The organism is Desulfitobacterium sp. (genome assembly GCF_982384815.1).
In genome coordinates this window covers 1-20,606 of record NZ_CEVWNY010000012.1, presented here as the reverse complement: position 1 = coordinate 20,606, position 20,606 = coordinate 1, and the positions used below count along the sequence as shown (strand labels likewise).

Here is a 20,606-nt window from a genome sequence, read left to right as displayed (position 1 = left end):
GTGAAAGTTCTGTTATTTGGTGGTTTTTTAGGCTCAGGAAAGACCTCATTAATTCTATCCCTGGCCAAGTTCCTTACGGAAAATGCTCCGAATGGCCACTTGGTAGACCCGGAAAAGCCTTCGTTAGTTATTATTGAAAATGAAGTGGGCGAGACCGGAATTGATGATAAAATCCTCAGGGCGGACGGACTTATGGTAAGGGAGCTTTTCTCAGGCTGTATTTGTTGTACCTTAACCACTGAGCTGACAGTGACGTTAAATAAGCTATATGAGAGTTACAATCCTCAATGGGTAATAGTTGAAGCAACGGGTATGGCCTATCCCCATAAAGTAGCCGAAACCATTCACGCTTATGGGAAAGGAATCGAGAATTTGAAGATTCTGATCGTTGCCGATGCGGAGCGTTGGGAGGAACTAGTGGAGATCGTCCCCGGTCTTGTCGAAGGACAGATCAGCAAAGCCGACACCATCTTTTTGAACAAGATTGACTGTCTGGAATCAGAAGCCCTGACAGAGGTGGAAAACAGGTTGCGACAGCTTAATCCCACTGCTTCACTCTATTGTGTATCTACCTTCAAAGGAATAAAGCCGGAAGTTTGGCAAGAGGCGGTGATGGGAGATGGAGAAAGCGAAACTTGAACATGGGCATGATCATAAACATGAGCATAGTCAGGATTGCGAATGCAAGCATTGCCATAGCTATGAACAAAACTGTGATCATGAACACGGACACGACCACGACTATAAGCATGAATATGTTAATAATCATGCTTTGGATCTTAGCCCTGACCCAGCGGTTTTTTCCGAATCTTATGAATTAGCATTTCTGAGGGAAAGTAGTACCGTGCCGGTCCAAGAAGCCCTTGTTCACTGGATTGAAGAGATCCTTAAATGGGTAGGAGAAAACCGTGGGTATGTAGGGCATATTAAAGTTTATATCGAAGGAACGGAAAGCCTTTGGTTATCCTCCACTGGAAAATCAATCAATATTAGGACATCTTCGGGGTGGAATGAAGCCAAACTGAAAAGGGTCAACATTAACCTTACAGCTATAATTTTGGGTGTGACTAAGGCTTCACTTGATGAATATGCAAGGTATAGTCTAAAGTACTCCGTAGAAAGAAAGTGTCTGGAATCAACTTTAAGAAAGATACCGGTATCAAAGTGAGGAGGAGTCAGATTTGAACTATAACCTTGATGATTTATGCATTTTGGCAAAAAAATGCGGTGCAGCCCATGCCGCCATTATTGCTGTGCCAGATATCAAATTTAATGAAGATTTTCGAATGCAGTGTGAGCAGAATGTTTGTGGTAGCTACAATAAAAACTGGATGTGTCCCCCACATATCGGCCCTATTAAAGAACTAAAGGAAAATGTATTGCAATTTAACCGGGGATTACTATTTCAGTCCGTATATCAGCTCGAAAACTCCTTTGATTGGAGAGGGATGCAACAAGCGACCATTGAACATACGGCTATGTTTAGGGACATCCTAGGAGACCTTAGAGAGTGGGCAGTTTTTCAAGAAATCCTACCATTGAATGTCGGTCCTTGCACATACTGTGATAGGTGTGCTTTTCTTGATGGGCAAGAATGTCATATTCCTGAAGAGGCGATCTCTTCGGTTGAAGCCTATGGAATTGACGTAATGGCCTTGGAGAAAAGTTGCGGAATGCCCTACTATAATGGTAAGAATACAGTATCCTGCGTAAGTTTAGTTTTATTTCGTTAAGAAGAAAACCCTAAAAAGGTTTTATATGCTCAGTCGCAAAAGCCATGGTAAAAGAAATATCGAATAAAATCAAAAGGCTTAGGGAGATGTGATTACTGCTAAGCCTTTTTTGCTGACATAGTGTATTGTCATCCTGAGCGGGTGCGTAGGATCTTTTCCGGGGCAGAAAGTGCCGCAATCAGAAGGAATCACACCATATAAATAGAATATCTATACAAATCCATAAAGTGCAAAAGGTGGGTTTACCATGACGCTAGAAAGCCAGAAAAAGTACCGTGACGCTTTGGAACACTCAAAGCGCGAATTTGCCAAACGAAGTTTGGCGAAGGTCCTGGAACTTTCCGGAGGAACTCCTTATGACGATTCCAGCTTAATCATTCGGTATGGGGGAGAGTTGTACCGAGTGGGGCATCCTGACGGGGATATCCAATACCAGGATTCCCAAAAGAGCGAGGAAAAAGTTGAAATTACCGACCATATTCTGATTATCCAATACTTAACAGAAGTTTGCGGGGTGCAGCCGACCGGTCGCTGGATCTCTTTCAGGGAACTTCCTGGGGGGAATAATCACTACGGAACTTTTAAGCTGGAAGCCATGGACGCCTTGGCCAAGCACTTCGGTGCTTCACCGGAGAGGTTCGCAGAAATTTGCCAGCAGTTTGGCGGGAAAAAACTGGACATGGGAGACATTGCCTATGCTATGCCGGTTTTACCAAAGCTTGAGATTGCCTTTGTTCTCTGGCTGGCAGATGAAGAATTTCCTGCTCAAGCCAATATCCTTTACGATTCCACCGCCAGCATGCACCTTAATACGGAAGGCTTGGAAGTCGCGGCGATCAACGTGGTCGAGAAAATGATCAATTGGATTAATGGTTAATGAGTAATGTCACTCTTACGGGGCAACCTAAAGGATAGCTTTAGTTAAACCCTGTAACATAAGGAGTGGCAATTATGAGTGAAACCAAGATCCCTAAACCGGCTTTTCCGGCCCAGCACCAAGATAAGCAGCCTGGCCTGGAAACTTTAATGAACCCCAGCCCGATTTTTGAAAATCCTAACTATCTTCCCAGTGGCAAATTACAGGGAAAAGTCGCTCTCATTAGTGGCGGAGACAGTGGCATAGGACGGGCGGTATCCATACTTTACGCTAAAGAAGGTGCCGATATTGCCATCATCTATCTCGACGAACATGGCGATGCCCAAACCACCAAAGAGCGAATTGAGCAACTGGGCAGGCGCTGCCACCTAATTGCTGGGGATATAGGAGACGAAATGATTTGCCGGCAAGCCGTTCAACAAACCATAAATGCTTTTGGTCACTTGGATATTCTCGTGAATAATGCAGCCGAACAGCATCCCCAGAATTCGCTCTTGGCTATCACTGCCCAACAAATAGAAAAGACCTTCCGCACCAATATTTTCGCCATGCTTTACCTAACCAAGGCTGCCATTCCTCATCTTAAGCAAGGTTCAGTGATTATCAATACGGCTTCTATAACCGCTTATAAAGGAGACGCCAAACTTATCGACTATTCCGCCTCCAAGGGGGCAGTGGTCGCCTTTACCCGTTCCCTCTCCGAGTCCCTTGTCAAGCAAGGAATCCGCGTCAATGGCGTTGCCCCCGGTCCCATCTGGACACCTCTGATTCCGGCATCCTTTGATGCCAATGAAGTATCAACCTTCGGCAGTACTACACCGATGCAGCGAGCCGGTCAACCCGTAGAATTAGCACCTGCGTACCTATATTTAGCTTGCGAAAGTTCCGCCTACATGTCCGGGCAGATCTTGCATGTTAATGGGGGAACCATAGTAAATGGATGATGGTAGACGGCCTTATTAGGTTAAGGGAGAATGATGTATGCTAAGTTATGTTGTAGCAGTCTCACAGAATAATGTAATCGGCTATCAGGGGAAGGTTCCCTGGTATCTTCCTGCTGATTTGGAATTTTTCAAAAAAACCACCTCAACAGGTACGAAGACGATGATCATGGGTAGAAAAACTTTTGAGTCTTTGCCTGGTGTTCTCCCGGGTCGAAAGCATATTATTGTTACTCAGAATAAGGATTATCACATTGACGAAGAAAACGTGGAAGTCATCTACGACCAAAATAAACTATCGGAATACGCCCACTCAGATTTAGAGTACTATGTGATTGGTGGGGCCCAGATTTTTCAACTTCTTTTTCCGCAAACGGCTCGACTTTACTTAACGAGAGTTTATGCCGATTTTGAAGGGGATACATTTTTCCCGGAGTATGATGAATCGGAATGGGAAGTCACGGAGCAATGGGAGGGTATCGTCGATAGGGACAATCAATATAGGCATACGTTTTTTGTCCTTGATCGAAAAAAGTAGATAGAAAAGTGAAATCCTGCTTTCTAGACTGTTTTTAGAGAGCAGGATTTTTTCGAATATATAATAGTTTAAAAATGTAACATTATCATCTCAAATCTAATCACGAGAGATCTTTTCCGTCGCCCATGAAATAGGCCATCATAAACTACATTTATCGGAGCAAGGCAAAACAATAATTCGAGATAATGACTTTTCTGATCGCAATGAGGAAGAAACCGAGGCCAATTATTTTGCTGCCTGCTTGTTAATGCCTGAGGAAAAAATACTGAAATTTATTCGCCTTGAGCTTAGTAGTAAAAATATCAGTGAGTGGAAAGGTTTAGATATTGCTCGTATTCAAACTGCTTTTAATGTTAGTTATGATATGACACTAATTCGATTGAACGGGCTAGGTCTTATCAGTGATCGGGTATTAGATAAGTTGAAACTAGAGAAGATGGAAAAGACTGCTTTGAGATTACTCACTGCTATCCAGGGCAATTTAGATTTATGTAAACCTACGGATGTCAAACAGATACCTTGCAATATATCTGGAATGGGTCATTTCTAATTATTATGATAAGTTAATTCCAAAGAAGAGTTTGGAGACTGCATTAAAGTATGTGGACCTAAAAGTGGACGATTTTATAGATCCGGCAGAAGACCAGGAGGTAGAAGATAGCTTAGATGACTTGCTGAGGGAGATGGAGTGATGGATGAAAGTTTTCTGCGATGATAATAGCATTAATGCGAAAGAAAGATTATATAAATTATCTTGTTTTAAGGAGATAAAGTCCTTCGCCGATAAGTTTTCCACTTAGGACTACTAAAGGGCTGCGGCCATTTTAGTAGTTAAGTCCGAAATCTGCACAGAGCGCAGGGGTAAGGGTGATTAAATCCTAGAGTCGTCCGCAGCATTGTTTGAATTTCTTGCCACTTCCACAGGGGCAGGGGGCATTGCGGCCGACTTTTGAGTGAGCCTTTTCTATGGTTTGACCGGAAGGGGTTGGCCGTGCTACAGGAGCGGCAAAGGGCAGATTTCTATCAAAAGGTATCAGTCTGTTTTCATGCTGTGAAGAGGAGTCAGGATTGGCCTCGGTGCGGATTTCGTCGGGGGAATGTCCTTTCAGTGACCATTGTCGTGTATTATTCCAGAAGAACGTAACGACATCACCTAGCCGTTGTACGGATTCATAATCTGGAAATTCTATTTTCGTCTTTAAAAAGTCAAAAATGGCAGAAGGCTTATTGATTTGATTAATGATATGCTGGCATTCCACAGTGAGATCCTTTGCTTCTTGTTCAGTGATTTTATAGTGATCCAACAAAAAATTACTCAAACGTTGAAAGGCCGGATTATCATCAAAATAGTTAGGTTTCCCTGCTTTGAGTAGCTTACTTTTACTAAATCGATAATAATCAACCTCTGCACGGGCTTTATGCTCTTTCCGTAGGGCATCGATGTCTTGTACGTTTTGATGTGCCCAATATCCGTAGGAGTCCCTCTTGGGGGCACCGTAAAATTCGCTCGCACGAAGTAAGATTGTATGAAACACATTATAATCAGGCCGTACACCAGTTAGTTCTTCAAGCTTAGTGAGTATTTTCATGTAGCCCATTACACCATAGTAATACAACATTCCATAGGTCAGTAAAAGCCATTCCGTATTCTGTCTTAGTTTATGTTGAAGGACCTCGTGATCGAGAGCTTGAAAGGCGTCTTGAAGTTCACTGGGCATAAAAAGTACTTTTTGCCCCTGGACGCAACCGGAAAAGATGAGTCCAGTTTTTCGCCAATAAAAAGCAAGTTGGTTGTCATAATCATCGGCCAGTACGGCCTGGAACACTTTATCGTTTTCACTAACAAATTGCTTCAGAAAAAGATATCGATGCTCATCCATGAGTTTTAATTCAAGGCAAAGTTGGTAAGGTAAATGTTTAACGAGATAATTAACTAAATCATTTTTCTTCAGTGAGCTTACATTTCTTAAGTTATAGTGCCGGGAAATTTGTTGGAGTTCATCTTTGCTCAAGGCTATTAGAAGTTCTTCGTAAGTTTGAGGCAGTGTAATCTCTTTCCAAAGTTTCTTATCCTCATATTCTTCAGCTTCAATTTTCATCTGCTCTAATTCAATGAACAGATATTGGTATACATCCTTATCTTTCATATTTAACAATTCGTCCTCTCAATTATCTTATAAGTTGAGGATACCAGATTGACCTTTTGACGTAAACAAAAAGGAGCAGGCCCTCGTTTGATTTGGGCTTGCCCCTTTTTGATGTGGCGGTCTAGATGGTATACTGTCAATGTACAACTGAATAGGTGGGCGGCCAATCCCCTGAAAGTATATTACAGTCAATGAGTGAGGTTTGTTATTAGCCAATGAAGGATAAAGTATTAAAGATAGAGAATTTGTCAAAAAGGAAGGCTTAAGAGGGGATGGGTATGGAGCAAATCGATAAACTTCTGAAGCATGGCAGTAAAATCGTGAGCGATATCGAACTTCAGCAACTACTTCTGGAAGCGGATTATTCGTGTTTCCACCGGGAAGTGGAGAGACTAGTTGATGCAGGATTGCTCGCTCCGGTCAAAGCGTCCAAGAAAAACGGCCGCATTCCGGCTCTTTATCTAAAATACCGGATCTTGAAACCCCAGGAGGATTATTCCCGATACTTTGATGCGATTCGCCGGCTTCATCCTACGCTAAATATCTCGGGATATTTGCAGAGACCAGAGCATTATCAAAAACATCACGAGATAGTCGAAGGAATCAGCACGTATCTGTGGTATGCTCAAGATCTTCTAGCGAAACCGATGTCCCGTAAGGAACGGTCTTTTTCTATCTGGGGCAAGGAAAAGTTATTGGATCAGCATATGTCCTTAGTCAAAGATGTCTTGAAGTTTAATGGTTTAGCTGAGGATTTCCTTCATTATTATGAGACACCGGAGCCATTTTTCGAATATGTTCATGAACATCGTCAAAGTTCGAATATCCTTGTCCTTGAAAATAAAGACACCTGGTTCACCTTACGCAAACTCCTACAAGAGACCGGAAAAAATATCCTAGCCGGTACGGCCTTCCAGATTCTTTTGTATGGAGAAGGGAACAAAATCACGAAGCCGAGGGCTTTGGAAGGATATAACGCTTCCATGTTGAGTGGAGGGGGACAAGCCAATCGTTTTTATTACTTCGGAGATCTGGATTGGGAAGGGATCAGGTTATTTTACCGCACCCGGGAAGCAAATCCGTCTCTGGAACTCAAACCCTTCTCCGCACTTTATCGTTGCATGGTTGAGTTGGCAGAAAAGCAAAGTAAACGCTGGGAATTGCCTCAGTCTCCGGATCAACGCGGAGTCACGGCAGCACTTCCCGAATTCTTGCTAGACCTTGGCTGGGCAGAGGAAGGCACGGATGGAAAGACTTTAATGGACGGGAAGCACCTGGAAAGCTATTTAAGAAATTTATTAGCTAAGGGGAAATACATCCCCCAAGAGATTATTAATTATCAGGTTGCGGCAGACCTTCTTAAGTAGAAACGGGGTTGAAACATGTGCCGATGACATTCGAGTTTTTGGAAGGCTTTGAGAAAAGGATGCAGTTGGTTGCTGCAATCGATTCCATCATCAATCGCGGCAACCGCAAGATGGAATTTGAGAAGTTGTTTGAGCCAGGACAGTTGGATAATTTAATCCTTACGTTGCTTGTTTTTATTATGGAGCGAACGTTATCTGAGGACGAAGAGTGTACCATGGAGAGCATAGCCCGTTTTATGGCTCAGATTCTCCCGGAATATAACATGCGCTTAAGTTTTGAGACCGTGCATAAGCTGACAGAGTATATCATCAAAGACATTTTGCAAAACGGTGGTGAAGCTCGCTATTATCCCGTCATGAAATATGGCAAGGGGATGGAAGAACTAAGGATCCGCCTGATTGACGATAAGCTAATCGATGATCAACGAGGGTATGTGATAAATTACCAGCTGACCGATCAAGGCTACGACCTGCTCTTCCGAACGAAAGAAGTCGAGCAGGAAATCAGTTTTACGATTGAGGAGTTAAAACTCCGCGAACTCATAAAGCGCAAGAACTATAAAAAAGCGATTGGGCAAAGTGCGAACCTTGTCCAAATGATCCGGCAAAAGAAGAATGATATCCGGCAGTTTGTCCAGAAAGTCCGCGAAAATATTTATGAGGTCAATATAGAAGAGTTTGAACGCCTGATCAACAGTACTTATTCGTTGCTCGAAGAGGAATACAGCATGATGAATGAGATTCGCTCGATGATCGTGCTTTCCGAAGGGCGTTTAAAGGAAGAGGAAAATGCTCGGGGTACCCTTGATGAACAGATGCTAAAAGCCCGTTCCGAGATCAGTCTTATCCGTCGGAACATTAACTTGACGATCAGCGAGCAGCAGGAACTGATCATGGAACGCCTTAGCTTATCCAGAATCTATAAGGAGACCATCGCGGACTCCTTTGCGCTTGCTCGGGCCCGCTATTATGACTTTGAACAGATCCTTCTCAAACCTCTCGAACAATGTTGCGAGAAAAAGCTAACCTCACTTTGGCAACTACTAAATCCCTTACTAAGACCCAATCCGGACCGCAGTCTCAATATACTGACCTTGTTTGAACGTCAAGCGCGTTTAAAGGTGGAGGAAGAGAATGCCCCCAGTCTCCTGATGGAAGACCTAGGGGAAGATGCGGAACTCCGTAACATCAATAAAATTAATGAGCGTAACCTTGCTCTGTTACGCAGTCTTTTCGAGTATGCCGGACGTAAAAGGGAGTCCTTCCGTTTCAGTGAGTTGATGCAAGAACTACAAGTCAGGACAGAATCCTTTCAAGAGTTAACGGAGGATGATTTGCTTTTTAAGACGATGCTAAAGTTGTATGATCTACAGGTCATCGATTTGAGACAGTGGCGGGCGGACCAAGAGGAAGTGGTCGCGAATGCCACCGGAGAATTGGATGTCAGCTATTGTCTATATCGCCTCGAATATGAGATCCCTGATTTATATGGAATCAGGAGAATTGTGATTAGTAAACCGGACGGGCAGTTATATGAACAGGAAATCGAGACGTATATTGGCAACGAGATCTTAAGACGGCGGATAACCATCAGTGATTTTTGGATTGAGGTGAGCTTCGAGTGAGTGAGCTGAAAACGGCCTTGAAAATATATAGAAGACTCCTGGAAAAGGGGCAACTTAATCGAGAGGGCGAGGGAGAGCTTTTCCTAGAGTTCCGTAACGTTGAGGTCAGGGCGATTCTGGCGGAATTTGAAGAAGAGCTCGATTTTAAAGTGATCGAAGTAGCGGGAAGCATCTATATGCTTCCGGATAGCGGGAACGGACTTCTCGGTTATACGACCAAAGATATACGGGAAAGCGTCGCTTCCGATGCCAAGCTCGTCGACGCCTATCTGCTCAATTACATCGCCATGTTTATTTTGTATTTATTTTATGGGGGAAGAAACCGTAACCCGAAACAACGGGAGTTTTTGCGCATTAGCACGCTGATCGAGGAACTGGATCAGCGCTTTGAACTCGTCTTAAAAGATGAAGAAGAAACGAAAGTGCTCGAAGAACGTTATGCCCTGAATTTTACTCGGATTGCGGAGCTTTGGGCCAGTAAACAGGATTTTGAAGAGCGGGGCCGCAAAACGAAAGCGGGTACAATATTGAACACTTGCCGGCTCTTGGAGAGGGAAAACTTGTTGAGAATCGTTGATGAGGACCGGGAGCTACGTCCGACCCGCAAGCTGGATGATCTGATGTTAAATTATTACTTGGAGGACAGCCGGGTTGAAGAAATAAGAGGATTCTTTGAAGGAGCTGTACTCGATGCCTAGAATTAACCGAATTCGGATTATCAATTTTTCCTACAACAATGATAGGAGACATATCCTCGACGAAACCTTTAATTTTCACGGTGGGGAAAATGCCCTCCTTAGTTTAGCCAATGGCGGCGGCAAAAGCGTTTTAGTCCAGTTGATCTTTCAACCGATTGTCCCCGAGACAAGAATCCAGGGGCGTCGGATCAACGCCTTTTTTCGCAAGAAACGCTTACCGGCTTATATTTTAATTGAATGGAAGCTCGATGGAGCAGGAGGATACCTGCTGACCGGAATCGGGATGGCCTCGACAGACGTCTCGGGAGTTGAGGATGAGAAAAATAGAGTAAAGTATTTTACCTTCACCTCGAAATATCCGGGGGCGAATCCTTTTGATCTAACTCATCTGGAATTGGTAAAACAAAAAGGAAACATCCTAGAGATTAAGCCGTTTAAGGAAGCCCGAGAGATGATGGCCGAAAAGGAGAAGAAGGATCCCTATCATTTTGGTTGTTTTTACGAGGATGACGGGGAACGCTATCGCAAACGATTAGCGGAGTTTGGCATTGCCCAAGATGAGTGGAAGAACATTATTGCCAAAATCAATGACAGTGAGGGCGGCTTAGATGAGGTTTTTCAGAAGTATAAAAACTCAAGCCAGCTGCTTAATGAATGGATCCTGAAGACCATTGATAAGGTGATTTATAAAGACCGATCGGAGGCGCACCGATTGGAAGATATGTTAGAGGGGTTAGTCCAGGAGGTCATCGAGAATGAACGTTTTATCTTAGAAAAACAAGTTCTGGATGAGTTCCTCGTGATGTATCGGGAACAGGTCGGAGCTGTGGTGGACATTCTTGGGGAGCTGGAAGAGCAAAAACATTTGGCGCAAAAACTCTCGGCTCTTGATCGGTTCTTAAATAAGGAAACGGTTCGACTGCAGGAAAAAGGTGAGGGCAATCAGCTTGAACTCGATAACCTAAAAAAAGAACAGCAGCGTATCCACCTCGAGGAACGCTCCCATGAATATTGGGAACGTCACGGGGAGCATATTCAGGCAGCTGAACAGTTGGCATTGGCACATAAAAATCTTCAAGAGAATGAGGAAAACCAGAAAGAAACGAATTTGGCCGCAGCAATCATGAAGGCGGCCGGTCTCAGCGAGGAAGTTCGCTCAAAAAAAGCTGAACTTTCTGGGATAAAAGAACAGTTAGACGTTTACCAGTCAAAATATGATACTGATGAAAGAATGCGTAATCTGGAATATTCACTAAAAATCCTTGCCCAGCAAGCTTTAGAGTCCTTAGAGCGGGTTTTAACCCATTTAAAGGGTGAAAAAGTGGAGTGTGCTCAGACTTTAGAGAAGCTCAAGACGGATACGATTAATCTGGAGAAGGATTTGCGGAGATTTGAGAGAGAAGAAGGGAGATTGCAGGAGCAAAAAAAGCAGTTTGAAGCCAAGGAACGTGATGTCAGAGAGAAGCTTAAACTCACTCTAAACCGGAATCTTCTCGGAGAATTGGCTGAAAAGGACATTGAGAAGTCCCAATTTACACTGCAAAAGGCTCAGGAGGAGCTGCAAAAACAGGAGAGAATACTCGCCGATAAAAAGACGGAGATGCAGCAAAAGCAGCAAGAAGTCAACCGGCAGCTCGGGGAATTACAGGAGGCTAAGGTTACTGAGAAAAATACGATTCAGAATCTGGAACGGGAACTTGACGGTTATGTTAAACAAGAGCAAGAAGTATTAGGCATCCTGCGCCAATTTGGATTTGAGGAAGAGCTTCGTTTTGAACGGGAACGCCTTAATACTCTATTTAAACAGCGGCTTAAGCTCCTAGGCCAGAGCCTCGAAGACAGCGTACGCAGACGTGATGAGGCAACGGAGTCTCTAGCTTCCCTTAAAAATGGCAGAATGCATATTCCAGGGGAGATCATCGCCTTCCTTGCCGAAAAGGATATCCCCTATGAAACCGGTGAAACCTATCTGAGTAATCTGACCCCGGAATTGCGGCAGCAGCTGCTTACTGAAAATCCGGTCTTGCCTTATGCGCTGATTCTAGGGAAGGAGTACTTAGGGCTTCTCACTCAAGCGATTCATCCTCTGACCCTGAGAAGAGTCCTACCGCTGATAACCTATGAGGATTTGGGAAAACGGATTCTTTCCCTGAACGAAAAGATGGTGCAGGTAGGGGAAGGGCTTACCTTAGCTTGTCTCTATGAAGGCAGGATCTTTGATCAGGAAGGGCTTGCCCAATTGGCCGAAGAATTACAACAAATGCAAGCAGAAGCTCTGGCACAGTATGCTCATTATACTGAGGAACGCAATGATACCGTAGCAAAGCAAGCAATCTGTGCGCGGTTTGACTATTCGGCAGAATATCGCTACCTCTTGGAGAAAAGGAAACAAAATTCAGAAAAGCGACATGCAGGGATTCTAGAGGATATCGCGCGTTTAGAACGAGAAATAAAAAATCTTAGTCAGGCTTTGCTAGAACTTGAACAAAACCTTCTTCAAACGAAGCAAGACCGGCAAAAAGCAGAGGCTGATCTTAGGCTATTTGAGGCTTGGCTTGAACAGGAAAAGGACTATCAAGCTTGCCGCAAAAAGCTGGCGGAAGTCAATCATGCCCTCACTACTGCAGATACCCGCAAAGCTGAGCTTACCGCGCAGCTTGAAAAAGTGCGTGAGGAGCTTCAGCACCTGGCATCGGATATCGGGGAGAAAAACAAAGAAACTGCAGAGGTCCGCAGTAAACTTGACCTCTACCAAGATGCTCCAGAAGCAGAAATCGTTGAGGGGACCTTAGAAGAACTGGAAGCTCGACTCCAAGCCATAAAAGCGGACTATACCGGAGAAGTCGGGCTCCTCAAAAAGCGTAGAGAAGAACTTCAGCGGGAGTGCACTAAAAAAGAAAAAGAACTTTCGAAGTTGGGTTTAGCGGAAGATACTTATCGGGACGTGGTCTTTCACGAAGATAAGGCTGAGGAAATTCGCGTCTTGATCAAGGAGCTTGTGAGTCTAGGCAAAGAGCTGCAAGAGGAGTATTTTCAAGCAGGACGAAGGGAAGGCGCAACTCAGCAGGCTTGCACGAGTGCCTTAAAAGAGGTACAGAAACTGGGAGCTGAGTCCCCGCTGGGACCGGAAGCGATTCAAGGAGACTTTAAAGGTCGACGTCAAAGATTGTCGGCTGAGGAGAACCGTTTAACACAGGAAATGAAGCAACTTTCCCTTAAGATGAGCGATTACAGTAAGCTACTCGATCAAATTGTTCCGGCCCTTCATGGCGAAAAGGTCGAGTCTGAAAAAGGGTTTCAGCCGGATGCGGATCTTAAGAGCCAAACCAAGAACTTAGTCGAGAGTTTTCAAAAGTGTAAAGCAGAGAGCTACAGTAAGGCTGAAACTCTAAGACAGAGTTATAATGGCCTGAAAAGCGAATACAAGGAGCGCAATACTACCATATCCAATATCTTCAAGGGGCTCGATCCACTGTGGAATAAATTGATGATGGATTATGAGGGTTATTACTTTCTCTATGAACGCATGGTACAACATCAAGAAAAGCTCAGCGAGCTGATTCAACTGCATGAGAATCAGCTATCCAATTTGGAGCGTAATAAAAAGGATATGATCCAACAATGCCTACTTCAGGGCATGCGGTTTTATGAAGAAATCGCCTGGATCTCGGATCATTCTAAGGTACATCTACAAGGAAGAAACCGTCCAGTGCAAATGCTGAAAGTCGAGCTTTCCTTCGATTCCAATGAGGCGGCCCTGGAGAGGATGAGGAACTATATTGAAGAAAGTATCCAAAAAGTCCGTGAGGAAACTCGGCTGGAAAAAAGCGAGGCAGATATTAAGAAGACGATTGCCAAATTAATGTACAGCCGTGAACTCTTGAATATTTATATTGGCTATGCGAATATTCCGGTTAAAGTCTTTAAGATCGACCTCAATATGCAAAACAGTGGTCTAAAGACTTGGGAAGATGCAATGCTCGAAAACTCCGGTGGGGAGAAGTTTGTTGTTTACTTCTCTGTTCTATCCGCATTAATGTCCTATACACGCTCCCGTACTTTGGAGGCAGCCGGTTCAGAGGATAACAAAGATTCCAGCGTCTTGGTGATGGACAACCCCTTTGGTCCTATTTCTTCTGAACATTTGTTGAACCCTCTATTTGAAATTGCGAAAAAGCATCGCACGCAGCTGATCTGTCTATCCGACCTCAAGCAAAATTCAATCTTAAATTGCTTTAACCTGATTTATATGTTGAAAATTAGGACCAGTGCTGTTGGCTCTAATGAATACTTAAAATTTGAAGAGATTATCCGCGATGAGGGTGCCCTTGAAAAGGATGAACGATTAGAAAAAGCAGTGTTTAGGGTCTCGGACCACGAGCAGATAAGCTTATTTTAAAAAGGATGCGTTACAATTTTCGTGCAGACCGTTAATCGTCAGAGTGGTTCTTTGGAAAGCAAGGTGAACAAAAGCATAATTTAGTAGAGGAAAGTGTAGGCAATCAAGTAAATGGGCCGCATGATGTGATCTCTTTGATCCACCGCTTCCTCTTCTTATTTGCATGCACCGCATACTGCTGTAACGAAGGTGAAGATGTACAAGCAAGATTTGGTACATGGCTACAATTATTGCCGTTTTTCGATGTTTACTGAAGGTAAACATAGTTATGTGTTGAATATAACTTATATTGAGGAGGCGATTAGAGTAATGAGAATCGGCGTAGTTATGGAAAAGGAATTTTTTACGGTCAGGGAGACAGACCCGATTGAGAATGTGTTGAAAATAATGACCGAAAAGAAAGTAAATGGGTTACCGGTTGTTAACGAGAATAACTTGCTGATCGGCATGGTTGTCAAAGCAGATATTTTCCGATTTATGATTCAACCTGGACATATTGACTCTTGTCCTGTGGATTGGGTTATGGCTAAAGATGTGGTTTCGGTTCATCCGGATGAGAGTGTACAAGAAGCCGCCGAGAAGCTCTTAAGCAATCATATCGTTGCTATGCCGGTTGTTGAAAATGGCAAAGTGGTAGGTGTCATCAGCGTTGAAGATCTACTGAAATATTACTCACATAGGCAATAAAAAGATACGAAAAATTTAGAGACAAACCACTTTTTCTTCATTTCAATATAAGAATCGGGATTGGACTTCTTGATTACGCCAAGGAAGTCCTTTTTAAACTCTTCTTCAGGTAGCGAGCCTTTTACCTTTGCATACGCAGAGTACTTAACTACTTGAGTTGTCAGGCTCGTGTTCGAACGTCCATTCTGATTTAGAGTACTATCTGATTAGTGGGGTAAAGATTCGACTAATGAGCTGGGAGAATGGGAGGAGAGATAATGAGTTTACTCGGGAATATTATTTGGCTGGTCTTTGGCGGGCTTATAACGGCGATAGCCTGGTTCTTAGCAGGCTTGATTTTGTGCATTACCATAATCGGGATTCCCTTCGGTCTGCAATGCTTTAAGATCGCTCAGTTTGTTTTATTACCCTTTGGTAAAGAAATAGAGCTGGGGCATTTTGGAGTGGGCGGGTTGCTTTTAAATATCCTCTGGATCATCTTTTTAGGTTGGGAGTTAGCTATCGGCCATCTTGTGATCGGAGCAATTCTTTGCCTAACTATTATCGGCATTCCCTTCGGACTTCAGCATTTTAAGTTTGCGATGCTTGGAGTTATGCCTTTTGGGGCAAAGATTAGTCAAAGAGGAGAATAGAGCAAGAACCGTTTATGGGTCACTAAGGGCCTGTAAACGGTTCTTTTCTTAGGATCTTATGAGACGGTTATTAACTATCAGACTTCCATGCCGTTTTGCGGCATTACCAATTAAGCTCTAGTTAGTCACCTTTTGCTGTAGCCGGTTTCTTTAACTTATAGCTGATATAGAGAATGAGAATCCAAACGGGTCCCACATAGAGTGAATATACCATATCCGGCAAGAAAGCCATTAGCGCAACAACCATTGCCATAAATGCCAATGTCAAGTAGTTCGATAGGGGGTACAAAGGCATTTGGAATAGTAATTTTTCGCTTCGTTCTTTTTCCGCATTCTTAAACTTTAAATGGGTAATTAGAATCATGGTCCAGTTGAAGATTCCTGCGATAGTCGCTATAGAGATGAGATAGAGAAAGACTTTACCGGGTACAAGGAAGTTGAGAATGACGGCGACAAGGGTAACAGCCGAGGAGGTAAATACACCATTGACGGGAATACCTCGCTTATTGACACGAGTGAGATAGCGGGGTGCATTGCCCTGAAGGGCCAATCCATGTAGCATCCGTGCGTTGCTGTAAATCCCACTGTTATAAACCGAAAGTGCGGCAGTTAAGACAACAAAGTTCAGGATATGGGCCGCTGCCGGAATTCCAATGGCGGAGAAGATCTCAACAAAGGGACTACCGGTGGTTCCGATTTGATTCCAGGGATAGAGGATCATCAATATAGTTAAAGAACCAATGTAAAAGATAAGAATCCGCCAAACGACTTGGTTAATCGCTTTGGGAATGGATCGGGTCGGGTTATCGGCTTCGCCGGCGGTAATTCCAATAAGCTCTACTCCGCCGAAGGAGAACATAACAATAACCAGGGAGAGTAGAAGTCCCCAGATTCCATTCGGCAGAAATCCCCCATGAATCCAGAGATTACTAAATCCAACAGCTCCATGTGTCCCGATTCCAAAGAAAATCATAACTAATCCGAAGGCGATCATGGCGAGAATGGCTGCAACTTTAATGAGGGCAAACCAAAACTCAAACTCGCCAAAAGCTTCAACGTTAATCAGGTTAATAAGAGTAATAACCACCAGGAACACCAAAGCTGTCACCCATTGAGGAATATTCGGATACCAAAAGTTGATATAGACCCCAACCACAGTGAGTTCCGCCATACTTACAACGATATAGTTGAACCAATAGTTCCACCCGGAAAAAAAGCCGGGAAATTGCCCCCAGTACTTATAAGCGAAATAGGAGAATGATCCTGAAACAGGCTGATCAACGCACATTTCTCCTAAGGCTCGGACAATGAAGAAGATGGCTAAGCCGCCGATTATATAGGATACAGTGATTGCCGGGCCGACTAACTGAATTGTGGTTGCTGAGCCATAGAATAAGCCGGTACCAATGGCCCCGCCAAGAGCAATCATTTGGATATGTCTATTTTTTAAGCCACGGTGCAACTCGACATGATCTGGTGATTGTGAACTCATAAAACTTCCCCTTCCAAGAGTTATTGGCTGGTCACTATTAAAATGATCCAGCAAAAAGAAAAATAAATACTTTTTTAAAAAACTAGCCCGATAGAAAGATTAAGTTCCAATAATTGACACCTTGTAAATAGGGACCTGACTATCCATATGGACTCCTCCTTCTTTTAAAAAAGCTAAAGCGCTAAGGTTCTTATGCCCAGGTTAAAGCTTTTCTATTCTTTTTAAGCCTTGTCTCATTAATTTATCATGATTCTTGAATAGGAGAGTATAGCAGATGTATATAAGGGGAATTTAATGACAAACTAGTATGGAATTTTAATTTTCTCTAAGGAGGTAATCACATGTGTCCCATTAAAGCTAAGCCTGAACCGTTTCGAATTAAAATGGTCGAACCAATTAAAAACATTACTGTCGAAGAGCGTAGAGCTGCCTTGGAGCGTGCGGGATACAATCTATTTTTACTTAAATCCGATGAAGTCTACATTGACTTGCTTACTGATAGTGGAACCGGAGCTATGAGTGATAACCAATGGGCTGGGCTAATGCTAGGGGATGAGGCATATTCAGGAGGTAGGAATTTCTTCAACCTAAAAAACGCTGTGGAAGATATTTTTGGTTATAAATATACCATTCCAACTCACCAAGGGCGTGGGGCAGAACAAGTCCTTTTCCCGGTAGTCATTAAAAAACCGGGCGATGTGTTTATAAGCAATATGCATTTTGATACTACCAAAGGACATGTGGAAATGGCTGGAGGGCGTGCAATTAACTGCGTTATTGAAGATGCTTTTGACACGGAAAAATATCATCCCTTTAAGGGGAATTTTGATACCACCAAGCTAGAAAGTTTGATTCGTGAAAAAGGCCCGGAAAACGTTGCCGCAGTGATTATTACGGTTACCTGCAACAGTGCCGGTGGTCAACCGGTTTCTATGGAAAACATTAAAAAGACCAGCGAGATTGCCAAGAGCCATGGTATCAGGGTGTTTATTGACGCTGCCAGATCCTATGAGAATGCCTATTTTATTAAAAACCGTGAAGAGGGCTATGCTTCCAAAACGATTAAGGAAATCGTTAAAGAAACGTTTAGCTATGCCGATGGATTTACCATGAGTGCTAAGAAAGATGCCATTGTCAACATCGGTGGAGTCCTTGCCATAAAAGATGATGAAGATTTGTTTAACAAATGTGCTTCAAGAACGGTTCCCATGGAAGGCTTCATCACCTACGGAGGACTTGCAGGTCGCGACATTGAGGCCTTAGCAAGAGGCCTTTATGAAGGAATGGACTATGACTACCTCGACTACCGTATTTCCCAGATTGAATACTTGGGCGAACGCTTGCGTGAGGGGGGGATTCCCTACCAATATCCAACGGGTGGACATGCGGTATTTGTGGATGCCAAACGCTTGGTATCTCATATTCCTTATTATCAATTTCCGGCACAAGCTTTGGCTAACGAGCTGTATTTAGATACAGGAGTACGTTCTGTGGAAATTGGCTCGTTCTTACTGGGAAGAGATCCTGATACTGGAGAAAACCTTGAATCCCCCATGGAGTTGCTGCGTTTAACCATTCCCAGAAGAACCTATACCAATAGTCATATGGATGTTATTGCCGATGGTTTGATTGGCATCAAGGATAAGGTCAAGGATTTAGTAGGACTTGAGTTTACCTATGAGCCACCCATCTTGAGACACTTTACGGCCAGATTGAAGCCTATTAAATAGAGTTCAACAGGATTTACATACATTAAATAAAGCGGAGGTTTTAATAATGAGTCAGAACAATATGCCTAAAAGCAAAAAGACCAATGATGAGGAAATAAAGTTAGACGTAAATGTAAAAACAAGCCGTTATAGCAAAGATGAATATGCAAAAATGTCCGATGGCATGGTCCCCTAAAATAATTAAAGAATAATCGAGGAAATTATGAAGCTGAGAATCAAAAACGATTCTCAGCTTTGCTATTATCGGCTTTACAAGAATTCTTTTTTCTTTTTTCCTAAAGAAATATTGACGTTAATCTGCTAAAATGTTATGTATACATTGTTATCTTTTTAATTACCGCATGTTTTCGACAGCGGGTTAGGTTTGAGGAGGTCGGGTATGAACGAAGAAATAATTAGACTTGTCAACGTGACCAAGGAATATGACGGGGCGCAAGTCTTGGATAATATAAATCTCTATATTTTGCGCAATGAGTTTATAACCCTTCTTGGACCAAGCGGTTGCGGTAAAACGACGACCCTTCGGATCATTGGAGGGTTTGAAAATGTTACGAGCGGAGACATCCTTTTTGAAGGCAAGAAAATCAACGACTTCCCTCCTTATAAGCGTAAAGTCAATACGGTTTTTCAGCAGTATGCGCTGTTTCCGCATATGAATGTTTTTGAAAACATTGCCTTTGGCTTACGGATCAAGAAGCTGGATAATAAGACCATAGCAAAAAAGGTTATTCCGGTTATGGAACTAATGAATTTAGGAGGTTTCGAGAAAAGAAATGTTGACTCCTTAAGCGGTGGGCAACGTCAGCGGGTTGCTATTGCCAGAGCCATTGTTAATGAACCGGAGGTACTGCTCTTGGACGAGCCCTTGGCGGCCCTGGATCTGAAGCTGCGCAAAGAAATGCAGATGGAGTTAAAAAACATCCAGCAGCGTTTGGGGATCACCTTTGTTTTTGTAACTCATGACCAGGAAGAAGCCTTGACCATGTCCGACACTATTGTGGTTATGAATCAAGGGAGAATTCAACAGATCGGTACCCCTATTGATATCTATAATGAGCCTAAAAATGTTTTTGTCGCTGATTTTATCGGGGAGAGCAATATTCTAAATGGCGTAATGCTTGAAGATTGCTTGGTTAATTTTCATGGCCGCAACTTTGTCTGTGTGGATAAGGGTTTTTTCGCTAATGAACCGGTGGATGTGGTGATCCGCCCGGAAGACCTGAAGCCGGTGCCGGAAGAGGAAGGTATGCTTACCGGCGAGGTTCAATCAGTTGTCTTTAAGGGTGTTCACTACGAAATGATGATTCAAAGCAGCGAGTTCCGTTGGATGGTCCATAGTACTCTTATGGAGGAAGTGGGTAATACTGTGGGACTCAAGATTCTTCCTAATGATATTCATATTATGAGGAAGGTGAAGCGGGATTGAAGAGAAGGTTTTTGGCAAGTCCTTATTTAGTTTGGATGCTGGTATTTACTATTGTCCCGCTGTTTTTGGTGGTTTATTTTAGCGTATTTGAGACCGGTTCCGCAGGTCCAAGGTTTACTACGGAACATTTACAAAGAGTTTTTGAACCAATTTATTTAAAGGTTATCGGACGGTCTATTTGGCTGGCCTTCATCAGTACGGTTTTTTGTCTGGTGTTGGGTTATCCCATGGCTATGATCTTAAATTCCAAGGAACTGAAAAAAAGAGATATTCTCATTGTCTTATTTGTACTGCCCATGTGGATGAACTTTTTG

At 43.2% G+C, this 20,606-nt stretch carries 18 protein-coding genes and 1 pseudogene; 17 read left to right on the top strand and 2 right to left on the bottom strand.

The genetic code is table 11. From position 1 onward, the window contains the following. From AC1U9U_RS03755 to AC1U9U_RS03725, 7 genes are all read left to right on the top strand, one after another. Positions 1-639, top strand: a complete 639-nt coding sequence (locus tag AC1U9U_RS03755; protein WP_479959209.1) for a GTP-binding protein — start codon at positions 1-3, stop codon at positions 637-639. After that, positions 620-1,168 (top strand): hypothetical protein, encoded by a 549-nt coding sequence (locus tag AC1U9U_RS03750; protein ID WP_479959208.1) that lies wholly within the window; start codon positions 620-622, stop codon positions 1,166-1,168. The genes AC1U9U_RS03755 and AC1U9U_RS03750 overlap by 20 nt, the downstream gene beginning before the upstream one ends. A 13-nt stretch (positions 1,169-1,181) precedes the next feature. Then, a complete protein-coding gene (locus AC1U9U_RS03745) occupies positions 1,182-1,733 on the top strand; it encodes a DUF2284 domain-containing protein (protein ID WP_479959207.1) in 552 nt (183 codons plus the stop codon). 247 nt (positions 1,734-1,980) lie between these two features. Beyond that, positions 1,981-2,610: a DUF3786 domain-containing protein gene (locus AC1U9U_RS03740; RefSeq protein ID WP_479959206.1), complete on the top strand. Its 630-nt coding sequence runs from the start codon at positions 1,981-1,983 to the stop codon at positions 2,608-2,610. A gap of 74 nt (positions 2,611-2,684) precedes the next feature. Then, a complete protein-coding gene (locus tag AC1U9U_RS03735; protein WP_479959205.1) occupies positions 2,685-3,554 on the top strand; it encodes an SDR family oxidoreductase in 870 nt (289 codons plus the stop codon). Positions 3,555-3,591: 37 nt separating this feature from the next. Next, positions 3,592-4,089 (top strand): dihydrofolate reductase, encoded by a 498-nt coding sequence (locus AC1U9U_RS03730; RefSeq protein ID WP_479959204.1) that lies wholly within the window; start codon positions 3,592-3,594, stop codon positions 4,087-4,089. A 109-nt stretch (positions 4,090-4,198) separates the two neighbouring features. Beyond that, the gene (locus AC1U9U_RS03725; RefSeq protein WP_479959234.1) at positions 4,199-4,639 is read left to right on the top strand and encodes an ImmA/IrrE family metallo-endopeptidase; all 441 of its coding nucleotides are present in this window, start codon (positions 4,199-4,201) and stop codon (positions 4,637-4,639) included. 328 nt (positions 4,640-4,967) lie between these two features. Here AC1U9U_RS03725 and AC1U9U_RS03720 read toward each other — a convergent pair whose 3' ends face one another. Next, a complete protein-coding gene (locus AC1U9U_RS03720) occupies positions 4,968-6,236 on the bottom strand; it encodes a YecA family protein (RefSeq protein WP_479959203.1) in 1,269 nt (422 codons plus the stop codon). Positions 6,237-6,514: 278 nt separating this feature from the next. Here AC1U9U_RS03720 and AC1U9U_RS03715 point away from each other — a divergent pair, with 278 nt between their 5' ends. The 6 genes from AC1U9U_RS03715 (at position 6,515) to AC1U9U_RS03690 (ending at position 15,644) form a co-directional block, all read left to right on the top strand. Then, positions 6,515-7,603, top strand: coding sequence for a hypothetical protein (locus AC1U9U_RS03715; protein WP_479959202.1), 1,089 nt, complete (start codon positions 6,515-6,517; stop codon positions 7,601-7,603). Positions 7,604-7,620: 17 nt separating this feature from the next. Next, complete coding sequence (locus AC1U9U_RS03710; protein WP_479959201.1) at positions 7,621-9,228, top strand: hypothetical protein; 1,608 nt, start codon at positions 7,621-7,623, stop codon at positions 9,226-9,228. Continuing rightward, complete coding sequence (locus AC1U9U_RS03705) at positions 9,225-9,926, top strand: DUF6063 family protein (protein ID WP_479959200.1); 702 nt, start codon at positions 9,225-9,227, stop codon at positions 9,924-9,926. Before AC1U9U_RS03710 ends, AC1U9U_RS03705 begins: the two co-directional genes overlap by 4 nt. Then, the gene (locus AC1U9U_RS03700) at positions 9,919-14,325 is read left to right on the top strand and encodes a coiled-coil domain-containing protein (RefSeq protein ID WP_479959199.1); all 4,407 of its coding nucleotides are present in this window, start codon (positions 9,919-9,921) and stop codon (positions 14,323-14,325) included. The genes AC1U9U_RS03705 and AC1U9U_RS03700 overlap by 8 nt, the downstream gene beginning before the upstream one ends. 195 nt (positions 14,326-14,520) lie before the next feature. Next, on the top strand, positions 14,521-15,012 hold the full coding sequence (locus AC1U9U_RS03695) for a CBS domain-containing protein (protein ID WP_479959198.1): 492 nt from the start codon (positions 14,521-14,523) through the stop codon (positions 15,010-15,012). Between the two features lie 257 nt (positions 15,013-15,269). Beyond that, on the top strand, positions 15,270-15,644 hold the full coding sequence (locus AC1U9U_RS03690) for a YccF domain-containing protein (RefSeq protein WP_479959197.1): 375 nt from the start codon (positions 15,270-15,272) through the stop codon (positions 15,642-15,644). A 121-nt stretch (positions 15,645-15,765) separates the two neighbouring features. Here the strand turns inward: AC1U9U_RS03690 and AC1U9U_RS03685 are convergent, their stop codons facing one another. After that, a complete protein-coding gene (locus AC1U9U_RS03685; RefSeq protein WP_479959196.1) occupies positions 15,766-17,136 on the bottom strand; it encodes an amino acid permease in 1,371 nt (456 codons plus the stop codon). A 350-nt stretch (positions 17,137-17,486) separates the two neighbouring features. Between AC1U9U_RS03685 and AC1U9U_RS03680 the strand changes: the two genes are divergently transcribed. The 4 genes and pseudogenes from AC1U9U_RS03680 to AC1U9U_RS03665 form a co-directional block, all read left to right on the top strand. Then, positions 17,487-18,866: a tryptophanase gene (locus tag AC1U9U_RS03680; RefSeq protein ID WP_479959233.1), complete on the top strand. Its 1,380-nt coding sequence runs from the start codon at positions 17,487-17,489 to the stop codon at positions 18,864-18,866. A 46-nt stretch (positions 18,867-18,912) separates the two neighbouring features. Then, positions 18,913-19,041, top strand: a complete 129-nt coding sequence (locus tag AC1U9U_RS03675; RefSeq protein ID WP_479959195.1) for a hypothetical protein — start codon at positions 18,913-18,915, stop codon at positions 19,039-19,041. A gap of 204 nt (positions 19,042-19,245) precedes the next feature. After that, positions 19,246-20,292, top strand: coding sequence for a spermidine/putrescine ABC transporter ATP-binding protein (gene potA, locus AC1U9U_RS03670; RefSeq protein WP_479959194.1), 1,047 nt, complete (start codon positions 19,246-19,248; stop codon positions 20,290-20,292). Further along, positions 20,289-20,606 (top strand): annotated as a pseudogene (locus tag AC1U9U_RS03665) (ABC transporter permease); the annotation flags it as partial. The gene potA and the pseudogene AC1U9U_RS03665, both read left to right, overlap by 4 nt.